General features: G+C 61.7%; 8 protein-coding genes, 1 tRNA gene, 2 pseudogenes and 2 riboswitches. Of the genes and pseudogenes, 5 read left to right on the top strand and 6 right to left on the bottom strand.

Translation table 11 applies throughout. The features are described from left to right. Positions 1 to 11: 11 nt before the first annotated feature. Together pseI and EPN59_RS15905 are read left to right on the top strand one after the other, a co-directional pair. Positions 12 to 1,067, top strand: coding sequence for a pseudaminic acid synthase (gene pseI, locus EPN59_RS15910; RefSeq protein WP_293034306.1), 1,056 nt, complete (start codon positions 12 to 14; stop codon positions 1,065 to 1,067). A gap of 95 nt (positions 1,068 to 1,162) precedes the next feature. After that, positions 1,163 to 1,918, top strand: a complete 756-nt coding sequence (locus EPN59_RS15905; RefSeq protein WP_293034307.1) for a class I SAM-dependent methyltransferase — start codon at positions 1,163 to 1,165, stop codon at positions 1,916 to 1,918. A 250-nt stretch (positions 1,919 to 2,168) separates the two neighbouring features. Here EPN59_RS15905 and EPN59_RS15900 read toward each other — a convergent pair whose 3' ends face one another. The 5 genes and pseudogenes from EPN59_RS15900 to EPN59_RS15880 all read right to left on the bottom strand — a co-directional run bounded on the left by EPN59_RS15900 (position 2,169) and on the right by EPN59_RS15880 (position 6,438). Beyond that, the gene (locus EPN59_RS15900; protein WP_293046362.1) at positions 2,169 to 3,542 is read right to left on the bottom strand and encodes a tetratricopeptide repeat protein; all 1,374 of its coding nucleotides are present in this window, start codon (positions 3,540 to 3,542) and stop codon (positions 2,169 to 2,171) included. Positions 3,543 to 3,737: 195 nt separating this feature from the next. Continuing rightward, a pseudogene (locus tag EPN59_RS19745) lies at positions 3,738 to 4,112 on the bottom strand (tetratricopeptide repeat protein); the annotation flags it as partial. Between the two features lie 1,079 nt (positions 4,113 to 5,191). Beyond that, a complete protein-coding gene (locus EPN59_RS15890) occupies positions 5,192 to 5,578 on the bottom strand; it encodes a type II toxin-antitoxin system RelE/ParE family toxin (protein ID WP_293034309.1) in 387 nt (128 codons plus the stop codon). A gap of 16 nt (positions 5,579 to 5,594) precedes the next feature. After that, positions 5,595 to 5,894 carry a type II toxin-antitoxin system Phd/YefM family antitoxin gene (locus EPN59_RS15885; RefSeq protein WP_293034310.1) on the bottom strand — a complete coding sequence of 100 codons (300 nt, stop codon included), beginning with the start codon at positions 5,892 to 5,894 and terminating at the stop codon, positions 5,595 to 5,597. A 468-nt stretch (positions 5,895 to 6,362) separates the two neighbouring features. After that, positions 6,363 to 6,438, bottom strand: a tRNA-Arg gene (locus EPN59_RS15880). Between the two features lie 381 nt (positions 6,439 to 6,819). Between EPN59_RS15880 and EPN59_RS15875 the strand changes: the two are divergent. Further along, positions 6,820 to 7,455 (top strand): annotated as a pseudogene (locus EPN59_RS15875) (c-type cytochrome); the annotation flags it as partial. Positions 7,456 to 7,639: 184 nt separating this feature from the next. Here the strand turns inward: EPN59_RS15875 and EPN59_RS15870 are convergent. Further along, the gene (locus EPN59_RS15870; RefSeq protein ID WP_293034311.1) at positions 7,640 to 9,742 is read right to left on the bottom strand and encodes a UvrD-helicase domain-containing protein; all 2,103 of its coding nucleotides are present in this window, start codon (positions 9,740 to 9,742) and stop codon (positions 7,640 to 7,642) included. Between the two features lie 272 nt (positions 9,743 to 10,014). On the opposite strand from EPN59_RS15870, the gene EPN59_RS15865 reads away from it, so the two are divergent. Then, positions 10,015 to 11,073: an oxidoreductase gene (locus EPN59_RS15865; RefSeq protein ID WP_293034312.1), complete on the top strand. Its 1,059-nt coding sequence runs from the start codon at positions 10,015 to 10,017 to the stop codon at positions 11,071 to 11,073. Positions 11,074 to 11,270: 197 nt separating this feature from the next. Continuing rightward, positions 11,271 to 11,621, top strand: coding sequence for a hypothetical protein (locus EPN59_RS15860; RefSeq protein WP_293034313.1), 351 nt, complete (start codon positions 11,271 to 11,273; stop codon positions 11,619 to 11,621). 235 nt (positions 11,622 to 11,856) lie between these two features. Further along, positions 11,857 to 11,980, top strand: a riboswitch (glycine riboswitch). Positions 11,981 to 12,037: 57 nt separating this feature from the next. After that, a riboswitch (glycine riboswitch) is annotated at positions 12,038 to 12,176 on the top strand. The last annotated feature ends 55 nt before the right edge of the window (positions 12,177 to 12,231 follow it).

The raw sequence follows: 12,231 nt of genomic DNA, 5'->3' as shown, positions 1-12,231 counted from the left end.
CGAGCATCATCATGAATTCAACGATTCGCATTGCAGACTGCCTGATTGGCGTGGAACACCCGCCGTTCATCATCGCCGAAATGTCCGGCAACCATAACCAGTCTCTTGAGCGGGCATTTGAACTGGTGGACGCCGCTGCACGTGCCGGCGCGCATGCCATCAAACTGCAAACCTACACCGCAGATACGATCACGCTCAATGTCCGACGTGGCGAATTCAACATCTCCGACGAAAAAAGCCTGTGGAACGGCAGCAATCTGTATGACCTGTACAGCAAGGCGTATACGCCTTGGGAGTGGCACGCGCCCATCATGGAACGCGCCAAATCACATGGCTTGATTTGCTTCAGTTCCCCGTTCGACGAAACCGCCGTGGATTTTCTGGATCAGCTCGGAGTCCCCGCGTTCAAGATTGCTTCATTCGAGAATAATCACCTCCCCTTGATCCGCAAGGCAGCGCGCACCGGAAAGCCCATCATCATGTCGACGGGCATGGCTACGCTGGGGGAACTGGACGAGGCCGTGCAGACCGCTCGCGAGGCGGGCTGCAAAGAACTGGTGCTGCTCAAGTGCACCAGCACTTATCCCGCATCGCCTGAAAACACCAATATACGGACCATCCCTCACATGCGGGAATTGCTGGGATGTCAGGTGGGCTTGTCGGATCACACCATGGGCGTAGGCGTTTCGGTGGCGGCAGTGGCGTTGGGTGCCACGGTCATTGAAAAGCACTTCACTTTGCGCCGCGCAGACGGCGGCGTCGATAGTGCCTTTTCGCTCGAACCCGCGGAACTGGAGAGCCTGATCAGCGAAACGCACCGTGCATGGCTAGCACTGGGGCAGGTGACTTACGGACCTACGCCTGCGGAAATGAAATCGATCGAGCATCGCCGTTCGTTGTATGTCGCGAAGGACATGAAAGCGGGCGATGTCTTTACTACGGAAAATTTGCGCGTCGTCCGCCCCGGCGCCGGGCTTGCCCCGCGGCATTACGAAAGTTTGCTGGGAAAAAAAATACGGGTGGATGCACAAATTGGAACGGCGCTTCGCTGGGCAATGGTGGATTGATACCCACCGCTTAGAAAAAGACACGCCGATCACGCTCACATCGCAAATGTCGGCAAAATTGGCCTTGGTGAAAACAATTCGGATAGTGTTGAACGATGAAAACGCAACAACCCATTAATACCCTTTCAGGATCGACTCAGACAGAGATTTCCAGAAAGATTGCTTTGGCGGAAAGTCTTCGTGCGGCGCCTTTGCCGGATTCAGAATTGCTCGACAACCTGGGCCTGTTTCTGACGCGCCAGACATTGGCCCGCATCAACTTCATGCAGAAGCTGTATCAGCTGATCGTTCCTGTGCATGGTGTCATTATGGAGTTCGGCGTCCGGTGGGGCCAAAACATGGCCTTGTTCTCGGCGCTGCGCGGAATCCACGAACCTTTCAACTACAACCGAAGGCTGATTGGCTTTGATACGTTTGAGGGGTTCCCTGGAGTAGCGGATCAGGATGGCGGCATGGTCAAGACCGGAGACTATGCCGTGACCGCTGGATGGGAAGACCACCTTGAAGCCATTCTGAATTTTCACGAGCAAAATGCGCCCATCCCGCAAAAGACCAAGCACGAACTTGTCAAAGGCGATGCCACCGAAACGATCTCGGCTTATCTGGCGAGACATCCAGAAACGGTAGTAGCCATGGCGTATTTTGATTTTGACCTTTACAAGCCGACCAAGGATTGCCTGGAAGCCATTTTGCCGCACGTCACCAAAGGAACGGTATTGGCATTTGATGAATTGAATTGTCCAGAATTCCCGGGAGAGACGTTAGCCGTGCGAGAGGTGCTGGGACTGTCCAGATACGCATTGCGACGCGACCCGTCCAACCCGCTAACGTCATACCTCATTATTGATTGACGTTACATGATGGAATCCATCGTCTTCATTCTTGCGCGACTGGATTGGGTAGCGAGTATGTTCGGAGATAGAGGACAGTAATCCCGCTGCGAAAGCGGCAATGCCTGAAACGCGGATGACTGCCGGCGCCCCCAGGCTGTAACGTGTATATCGCAACTGTGGCAACTGTGCGCTCAGACATTGACATGCACTCAGTGGAGAATCACGCTGCGATCCTAAGCTAAGCGCCCCGCCCGGCGCCACGTTACGGTCATGGTTCCAATCGACTTGCGCGCGCGGAATCGCAAGGCCTCGGCATCCTCCCGCGCAACACCGCCCGAACCTGCTCCACCGCCGCCGCCCACTGCCCCTGCGCTCCCTGCCTGAACAATCGCACGCCCGGATACCAGGGCGAATCTTCCCGCTGATGCATCCAGCGCCAGTCGATATCCTGCGCGGGCAGCAGCACCCAGCACGGCGTGCCAACGGATCCCGCGATATGAGCCATCGCGGTATCCACGCAAATCACCAGATCGAGCTGCGCGACGATCGCGGCGCTATCGGCCAGATCGGCCACTTCAGATCCCAGATGCAGCAGCGGCTGTCCCTCTGGCGGCATGGCGGCCTCGTCCTCACCCTGCCCTTTCTGCAAACTGACGAACTGAACGCCCGGCACCTGCCACAGCGGTTCAAGCACGGCAAGCGAAGGCAGTGACCGATGTGCATCGTTGTGATGCTTCGGATTGCCCTTCCACACCAGACCCACGCGCAACCCGGGCGGCAACGCATCGAGACGCGCACGCCAGTGCTCGACCAGAACGGGATCGGGCTTCAGATACACCGCCGGCGAAAGCGCCTCGTCTTGCGCATGATCGACCATCCCCAGACGCAGCGGCACGCTCATCAGGCTGATCCAGCAATCGAATTCGGCCACGCGCGCCTGAGCATCTGCATGAACGACGACCTCATCCACACCATCCACGGCACGCAGTAACCGGTGCAGCGGCGGCAAACACGCCACCGTCAAACGTGAAACCCCGAGCGACTTCAAGCGCGCCAGATAACGGCCGAACTGCACCATATCGCCGAGCCCATCCTCCTGCCAGACCAGCAGCGAGCGGCCTTGCAACGACTCGCCGCGCCAACGCGGACAGGGCTGTAGCACCACCTCGCTCCTGCGATGAACGAAACGCTCCGGTTCGTAACGCGCCTCGTATTCGACCCACGCTTCTTCATACCGCCCAAAACTCAGCAGCAGCGTCGCGAGCCCGAAACGCGCATCGGCATAACGCGGATCGAGCGCAAGCGCCGCACGATATTCGACTTCGGCTTCGGCGAGGCAATCGAGGCTCTTGAGCACCGTCCCGAGGTTGTAATGCGTCACGCTCAGTTCCGGGCGCAGCGCCAGCGCCCTGCGGTAAAGCTCCGCGGCCTGCGCGGGCAACCCGCGAGCCTGTAGCACGCCGCCGAGATTGTTCAGTATTTCGACGCGCTCCGGGCGCAGCGCAAGCGCCTCGCGATAGCTCGCTTCCGCGTCATCGAGACGCTCCAGCGCGTGAAACACGATCCCGAGGTTGTAATGGCTTTCGGCGAAATCCGGGCGAATGGCTATCGCATGACGATAGGCCGTTTCGGCTTCGGGCAAGCGCCCGAGCTTTTCGAGGATCGTGCCGTGCGTGTTGAGCGCTTCGGGATACCGCGGCTGAATCGTCAGCGCACAGCGACACGCGAGTTCGGCCTCGATATAACGCTCGCGCAGCTTCAATACGCTCGCGAGATTATTCAGCGCAAGCGGATAGTGCGGACGAATTTCGATCGCCCGCCGATATGCAATCTCTGCCTCGTGCAGACGCCCGAGCGACTTCATCACGTTGCCGAGATTGTGATGCGACTCGGCGTGCGCGGGTTGAATCGTCAGCGCTTGCTGGTATTCGGCTTCAGCCTCGTGCAGACGGTTCGTCGCCTGCAATGTGAGCGCGAGGTTGTAGTGCGCCTCCAGATAGTCGGAGCGCAGCGCGAGTGCGTGCCGAAACGCATCCTCGGCCTCTTGCAGACGACCGAGGCGCTGCAGCATGGCACCGTGATTGTTGTGCGCTTCGGGGAATTCGGGGTGTTGTTCGCGAACCTGCCGATGAAGCCGTTCCGCATCCTCAGGTGAAAGGTCGGTCACTTCGACATCGAGTCCCGCGGGATCGTTTGTGTTCACGCGTCGCATTTCGGACGAAATCGCCGTCCGGCTGGGGAATTGGCACGACGCCATCATGATCCCTGGTCGCACGATTCAAATCCGCAATGTGCGAGAGACTTTGGTGCTTATTCCAGTGCTTATTCCAGTGCTTATTCCGGTGCTTATGCCGGTGCATATTCCCGCATCCAGTTACACGACGGCGCCGACATGAAACGTGCCCATGGCGGTCAGGCTGATCACCAGCGGCAACCAGAGTTTTTTGCGTGAACCTGAATTCGTTCACCCGCGCTCCACGACGTGACCAATGGGCCGTGCGCCCTTTTCCCATGGGGGCGCCCATTTGCGGCAGCGTGCTTACGCACGGCAAGCAATGGCAATACGTATGCGCGTGTAACCGTGAAATTCGCCAGGCCTCGGAGAACAGGACAGACCCGGCAGCGTGCATCTGCCTTCTTTGCTTTATCGACCGCCGTAAGCGAAAAATTTCTACTGTAAAACGCTTGTAAGGACGGGCGTATTTGATGATTCGTCCGGCACGCTTGGGGCTTCTGTGTGAGAAGCGCCACAAGCTTTGAGTGGGAGATTTAGGTGCCGATGAGAGGACTCGAATTCAGATGCAAAGTTCGTCATGACGACGACGTACCGCGCGACAACTTGCCCGGTTTCGCCCACGGGAAAAGGCTTTAAATTGTCATTGAGCGGTTAGGAAATAAGTAGCTAGCTGGACTAGCCGCCACGTGCGCCTTCGATGCTACGGGGAAGACGCGTCTGCCTGAAATTAACCCTGGAGGGCTGCCGCTGAATAATACCGACTCCGACCAACCTGTCTGCAAGCCGCTCGTGGCTTCGGTTAAGGGCCAGCGAGCATCCCAAGACTGTTTTTGAACAGTCGTAGATACGTCTACAGACGTGTCCTTGTTGTAATCAATCGCGCCGGTACGCAATGTCCGGCGCTTTGTTTTTCTGAGGCGGGCGAAGCTGCATTTCCCGGCCTTCGTGCCTTGGTGAGTGGTGTACGGAAGGCAATGCGAAGTACTCGATAACGGACGCGAATCGGTGGGATATTCGCGCACCGCTACGCCAACACCAGCAGATAAATCATTTATTCACATTACCCAGTGATTTGCCAGATCGAACGAAAGCTGTCGGTAGTGGCGAATCGATAGTAGATACGCCGTGTCTTTGATCTGGGCATACAGCAACAGATAGTGCGACATCACGTATTCCCGCAATTCGCTGCCGTCGGCAATGGCGTTCAGTTGTTCGGTCAGGCGGGTGATGCCGTTGCTCGTTTCAACGGAGCCAGCGGAGCGATCCATGAAGGATCGACCTATGCCGGAGAATTGCTCCAGGTTGGGGATCACGGTATGCGTCAGTTCGTCCAGTAGCGCATCGAAGGCCTGCGGGGCTTCGACTTCCTGCAGGAACGCGTCGATTTCATCGAGATTGCGCTCGAAGTTAGCTGTGAGTTTGACGGAGTGCTGGGCTGTCACGGCGAGTATTGGCCCATTAGTCGGCTGTTCTGGTGCGGCGCCGCTTTAGCGTGGCGAGGGTGCTACGGGCATCCTTCACCTTGCCGGCAGACACGTCGGCCAAGCCCTTGCTGGCATCTGCGATCAGCAGCAAGTGGATGCGCTCCCGCTCCAACCGGTGGTAGTAATCCAGCCGCTGCGCATCGATGATGGCAACGTAGCTCTCCCCGTTTTTCGTGACAATTTTCTCGGCGCCCGCCCTGACCTGATCGGCCAGCTCGGACAAATTGGCCCTGGCTTGAGATAGCGAAATCACATCGCTGGCTGAGATCGGCATAGTGCACTCCTGCGGCTCGAATTTTGTACAAAATTTGGACCATTATACTGCCTCATCCGGTACAGCGAGGGGTGTACGGGGTGGGTAGCAGCCAGTTGGAACACGTTTTCGCGGGCGCCACTCGAAAAGAACTAGCTAATACAAGCGCCGCAAACCGTTCGTGTGATCCGGGCATACGGCAAGATGCTTTCGAAGTCCGAATTTTGGCGGGCGTACAGTTCACTGCCATCCGCGAGGAAATATTCCTTCTCGCGAGGCTCTACATTCTTGATCTGCGAGTCGGTGAGATGTCCCACGCCGTACCCCAAAATCAGAATTGAGGAAAAAACATTCTGGGGTACATCACCGAGCACATGCGACTGATGGATTTTCCAGGATCTGCTCGGCTTTCCGCGGACGCAAAAATCCCGCAACGCCTTATCCGGCGGGGCTTTTCAGGATTTCATGGGATGTCTGCGGAAATGCAGATGGCGCGCCCGGCTGGGATCGAACCAGCAACCCCTGCCTTCGGAGGGCAGTACTCTATCCATTGAGCTACGGGCGCATTTATGCAAAAGCGCTGCAACCAGACCGAAGAATACGGGGATAGCAGCGCTGCGAAGAGACGGCAAGGATACCCGGTTTCGGTGAAACCGTCCACCGTGGGCGGCTGCCAGGCGGTCGCCCGTGTTGGCGGTATGCCGAAGCAGACCGCATCACCGGCAAACACGCCCGAAAAACCACCCCACCGCCACAGGGTCCAATCAAAAAATCAAAACCGCACAAAACGCACCACACCTCCGGGTAAACGCCCGCTACATAGCGGCCGCACACATGCACCTGATGCGGACCCATGCGTCTATAATTTTTCCTGTTTGATCCATCGCAAGGCTGTTGCCGTCCTGCTGTCACGCTCACCACCATCCCAATGGGAGACGAGACAAACATGAGCGAAGCGCCCAACGGAACCCCGATCAAAACACCCGGCCAGCTGATCGCGGCGGTCATCGCCGCGTTTGCCGTTCCTGTCACCATCATCATCCTGCTCGCCTACTACGTCGACAACACGACGCGCACCGGCGCGGGCACCGATGAACTCGCCCCCGACGCAGTCGCCCAGCGCATCGCGCCCATCGCGCAGGTCACCATTCGCGATGCTAACGCGCCGCATGTCTACAAGACCGGCGAGCAGGTCTTTCAGGCCGTCTGTTCGGCATGTCACGCGACGGGCGTAGCGGGCGCGCCGAAGTTCGGCAACCCGGGCGACTGGGCGCCGCGCATCGCACAAGGCTATGACACGCTCTGGCACACCGCACTCTCCGGCAAGGGCGCAATGCCGCCGCGCGGCGGCACCAGTCCCGACGACTACAGCGACTACGAAATCGGCCTCGCGGTGGCCTACATGGCGAACCACGGCGGCGCGAACTTCCCGGACCCGCCGAAGCCCGAGGCCAATGCCGCCAACGCGGCAGAAGCAGCACCAGGCGCAGCGACGGCAGCCGCAAGCGCACCGGGCGCCGCAGCGGCCGTGGCCGCGCCCGCCAGCATTGCGCAGACGGCTTCAGCTTCAGCCCCCGCCGCGCCGGCGCCTCCGACGCCAAAGTGAAGGCCGCCGTCGATTACATGGTGAGCGCTGCGAAGTAAGCCCACGCTCACAATCCATCAGGATCCGCAAGAACAAAGGGCTGCATCGCGCGATGCAGCCCTTTTCACGTTCAAAGATCCGAATCCAGAGTGGCGCGCCGCCGCGCCGTCGTGCAAATTCGTCAACCCTTCTGCAGCAGCGCCTTCAAGCTCGCAAGGCGGTCCTTCGGCGACATCGGCGCTTCTTCCGGCGTAGGCGGCGGCGCGTCGTCCAGTCCCATTTCGGGGATGAATCGCGACGCCTCGCACACCACCGTCTCTCTCGCGCGCTTGCGCTTCTTGCACCAGTTCAGATGCAGGCTGCGCTGCGCGCGCGTGATCGCGACGTACATCAGCCGCCGCTCTTCCTCGATGCGCGCGTCGTCGATCGGTTCGTCGTCGGCGCCGCCGCGATGGGGCATGATCCCCTCTTCCACGCCGACCAGAAACACGTGCGGGTACTCAAGCCCTTTCGACGCGTGCACGGTCGAAAGCCGCACCGCATCCGGGTCTTCTTCCTTGCCTTCGAGCATCGACATCAGCGCCACCGTCTGGATCAGGCCCAGCAGGTTCTTGCCGGTATCGGCGAGACCGTCGGCATTGTCGTAGCCCGTGGCTTCCGCATCGTCGCCAGAATCGGGGCCAAGTTCGGGCTCCGGCTTCGTCCCTTTGCGCTTGAGCCATTCGAGGAATTCGAGCACGTTCTGCCACTTCGACTGCGCCTGGCGTTCGTCGAAGGTGTCGTACAGATACGCTTCGTAGTGGATCGCTTCCATGAGGTCGTCGAGCACGACCGTCGCGGGGTCCTTCTCCGCGCGCTCGGCAAGACGCTGCATGAAGTCGCAGAACACGCGCATCGGCTCGACCTGGCGCGCCGAAAGCCGCGCTTCGATCCCGCCCATGTACACCGCCTCGAACAGCGACACTTTCGCCTGGCCCGCGAACGAGCCAAGCGCTTCGAGCGTCGTGTTGCCCACGCCGCGCCGCGGCGTCGTGATTGCGCGGATAAACGCGGGATCGTCGTCGGGGTTCGCGATCAGGCGCAGATACGCGCAGAGGTCCTTGATTTCGGCTTTGTCGAAGAACGATTGGCCACCCGAGAGCACGTACGGAATGCGCTCGCGCCGCAGCACCTGTTCGAAGATGCGCGCCTGGAAGTTGCCGCGATACAGGATCGCGTAATCGCGAAACTGCGCGCGCCGCTCGAACTTGTGCGCCGAGAGCCTGAACACCACAGATTCGGCTTCGTGTTCTTCGTCGTTGCACGGCGTGACGGTGATCGAGTCGCCCATGCCGTGCTCGGACCAGAGCTTCTTCTCGAACAGTTTCGGGTTGTTCGCGATGACGTTGTTCGCCGCCGTGAGAATGCGCACGGTCGAGCGATAGTTCTGTTCGAGCTTGACCACGTGCAGCTTCGGGAAGTCGCGGCCGAGCTGCGCAAGGTTTTCGAGCGTCGCGCCGCGCCAGCCGTAGATGGCCTGGTCGTCGTCGCCCACGGCCGTGAACGCCGCGCGCGGGCCCGCCAGCAGCTTGAGCAGTTCGTACTGGCAGGCGTTGGTGTCCTGGTACTCGTCGATCAGCAGATAGCGCAGCTTGTTCTGCCAGCGCTCGCGCACCGGTTCGTTCTGCGCGAAGAGTTCGCTCGGCAGGCGGATCAGGTCGTCGAAGTCGACGGCCTGGTACGCATGCAGCGTCGCCACGTAATTGCGGTAGACGATGGCCGCCTGGTGCTCGTCCTCGTTCGACGCCGTGGCGAGCGCTTCTTCGGGCATCACGAGGCCGTTTTTCCAGAGCGAGATGATCGACTGGATCTTGCGGATGAAGCCCTTGTCGGTCGAGCCGACCTGTTCCTGGATCATGGCGAAGCAGTCGTCCGAATCCATGATAGAAAACTGGGGCTTGAGGCCCAGATGCCCGGCTTCCTGGCGCAGGATCTGCACGCCGAGCGAGTGGAACGTGCAGACGGTGAGCTGGTTCACCGGCACCTTGCGGCCTTCCTTGCCGGGCGTCGTGAGCGTCTTGCCTTCGAGCAGCTTGCCCACGCGCTCGCGCATTTCGGCGGCGGCCTTGTTGGTGAACGTGACGGCGGCGATATGGCGCGGCTCGAAGCCTTTGACTTCGATGAGGTGCGCGATCTTCTGCGTGATCACGCGCGTCTTGCCGCTGCCCGCGCCGGCGAGCACGAGACAGGGACCGTCGAGATAGCGCACCGCTTCGCTTTGGGCGGGATTCAGGCCTGCGGACATCGTTGCTGGATTGGAAAAACGGGTGGATCAGACGGGGCGCGTGCGGCGAACCTGCCGTGCGCGATGGCGGCGAGCGCCCCGCTTGCGCGGGCTCGGGCACGCGGCGCGTGGACAACGCCCCGCGCGGTGTGCGATTGCGGGTGGGATGTTAACACGGCGAACCGATCGGCCACCGAGGGCCCGCCGTCCGCCACCCGCCGCGTGCCACAATAACGCCCACCCGCCCACCACGGCCGCGGCTCATGCCGCGCCCACCTTGCAGGAGCCGCCCCATGACTTCACCGCTGAAAATCGGCCTGATGGGCTATGGCTTCGCCGGCCAGACCTTCCACGCACCCGTGATCGCACACTGCGCAGCCACGGCACTCGCTGCAATTGCCACGGGCCAGCCCGAGCGCGCGCGCGCCGACTTTCCGGATGCCGCCATCGTCCCCGATCTCGACGCGCTGCTCGCACTCGACGACATCGAATGCGTCGTGATCGCGACGCCCAACGACACGCACTTCGACCTCGCGCGCCGCGCGCTGGAGCGCGGCAAGCACGTCCTCGTGGACAAGCCGGTCACGCTGAACGCCGCCGAGGCGCGCACGCTTGCCGCGCTTGCATCGGCGCGCGGCCTTGTGTTCGCACCCTTTCACAACCGCCGCTGGGATGGAGATTTCCTCACCGTGCGCACGCTCCTGGCAAGCGGCGAACTGGGCCGCGTGACGCACTTCGAATCGCATTTCGACCGCTTTCGCCCACAGGTGCGCCAGCGCTGGCGCGAGGATGCCGCGCGCGGCGGCGGCCTGCTCTACGACCTCGGGCCGCATCTGGTCGATCAGGCGCTCGCGCTCTTCGGCGCGCCCGAATCGGTCACCGCCTTCGTGCGCACGCGCCGCGATGACGCGACGGCACCCGACTACGTCCATCTCGTGCTCGGCTACGCGAATCACGACGCGGTGCTGCACGCGAGCGCGCTCGCCGCGTTCTCGCCGCGCTTCGTGATCAACGGCACGCGCGGCGGCTATCTGAAGAACGGCCTCGACACGCAGGAGGACCAGTTGAAGGCGGGCCTGCGCCCGGGCGAGGCGGGGTTCGGCGCGGGCAACGAGGCGGGACGGCTGCACGTCCTGCTGGATGCCGCCTCGGGCGGCAGCGAGAGCGAACGCGCGCTGCCCACCGTCGACGGCGACTACACGGGTCTCTATCGCGCGCTGGCCGCGTCGATCCACGACGGTGTGCCGTTTCCGGTGAGCCCGCAGGACGCCATCGACGTGATGACGGTCATCGAGCTGGCGATGCAAAGCGCCGCCGAGGGCCGCACGCTCCCGTTCGTGCGCGCAGGCTGACTGGGCACGTGTCCTACGATTCGGGCGCGAAGCGCCCGAATTTCCCCTCGCGAGGGTTAGTGTGCACAGCGCGTGCGCGCGCGGTCATCGCGCGGCGTCCATGAAACGTTGGATTCAGGGACAACGCTTCAAATCGCGCTTCAAATCGCGCCTCAGATCAGACCACAAGCGCGACAACGACCAGAAAGGAGTTTTGCATGTCCCGCATCGCCCGCGCGCTCGCCGCCAGCGCACTCGTCTCGACGCTCGCCGCGTGCGTCATCACCGGGCCGCAGCAGCGCCCCGCAGGTCCGGCGCCGCACGCGCTCTCCATCGACCGGCTGCATCAGGTGGAAAGCCGTATCGACAACCTGGGCCGCCGCCTCGACACACGCGTGAACGAGGGCTACTACCCGCAGCCGCAGGGCGCTGCGGTCCATCGCCGTCTTGACGAGATCCGCCGCGAAGCGCGTGACATGGCGGCTCAGCACGGCGGCGGTCTCTCGTCCGACGAAGAGCACGTGCTCAACGAGGAACTCGACACGGCCGCGCGCGCGATCGGCGAATAATTTCCTCGACGCGCATGTCAAGCGTCTCAAGCGTCTCCGGCATCCCCGGCTTCCGCCCTGGGCGCGTGACGCGCCGCCTCGCGTGCAATACCCGCGCAACACCCGCGCAACGCCGCTTGCAGGCCTTCGTCGCACCTTCCCTGCGACACGCACGTTCAGGCATGCGCGCCCATCCGTCCCCTGCGCGCGGGGAATTTTCCGCATTGACACGCCCCGTGCGCGTCGCGCACAATCGCTGCGCGCGCCGGGAGAGCGCGCTGGCAGCCGCTTGAGATGCAAGCAAACGAAGCAGACAAGCGCCGCCAGCGCCGCCGAAGGGGCAACCCACAAACTCTCAGGCAAAAGGACCGTGCGCGCCGGACCGCTGATCCATCTGCTTGCGCGTTTTTCGCGCGCAGCGAATGGAAACGCGTGAACGTCCGCACTCTGGAGAGCGACAGTAGAACGGCGGCTCAGCCGCGTTCAGGCTGCCCACCGAAGGGGCGCGCGCCGCGAAGCGCTGCCACACGCAGCGAACGGCGCAATCTCTCAGGTACCGAGGACAGAGGGGCCATGCACGAAGCGTCCACAGGCACACCGCCTGCGGCGTTTCATGCATGGCCTTTTTCGT

The sequence above is a fragment of the Paraburkholderia sp. genome (genome assembly GCF_004298475.1).
In the GTDB taxonomy this organism is placed as follows: domain Bacteria; phylum Pseudomonadota; class Gammaproteobacteria; order Burkholderiales; family Burkholderiaceae; genus Paraburkholderia; species Paraburkholderia denitrificans.
Note: the sequence above shows the minus strand (reverse complement) of the source record. Positions and strands in the feature narration are given on the sequence as shown.

Coding starts and splice junctions, on each gene's coding strand:
- pseI (WP_293034306.1), top strand. CDS start 12: ATGAATTCAACGATTCGCATTGCAGACTGCCTGATTGGCGTGGAACAC.
- EPN59_RS15865 (WP_293034312.1), top strand. CDS start 10,015: ATGACTTCACCGCTGAAAATCGGCCTGATGGGCTATGGCTTCGCCGGC.
- EPN59_RS15885 (WP_293034310.1), bottom strand. CDS start 5,894: ATGCCGATCTCAGCCAGCGATGTGATTTCGCTATCTCAAGCCAGGGCC.
- EPN59_RS15905 (WP_293034307.1), top strand. CDS start 1,163: ATGAAAACGCAACAACCCATTAATACCCTTTCAGGATCGACTCAGACA.
- EPN59_RS15860 (WP_293034313.1), top strand. CDS start 11,271: ATGTCCCGCATCGCCCGCGCGCTCGCCGCCAGCGCACTCGTCTCGACG.
- EPN59_RS15870 (WP_293034311.1), bottom strand. CDS start 9,742: ATGTCCGCAGGCCTGAATCCCGCCCAAAGCGAAGCGGTGCGCTATCTC.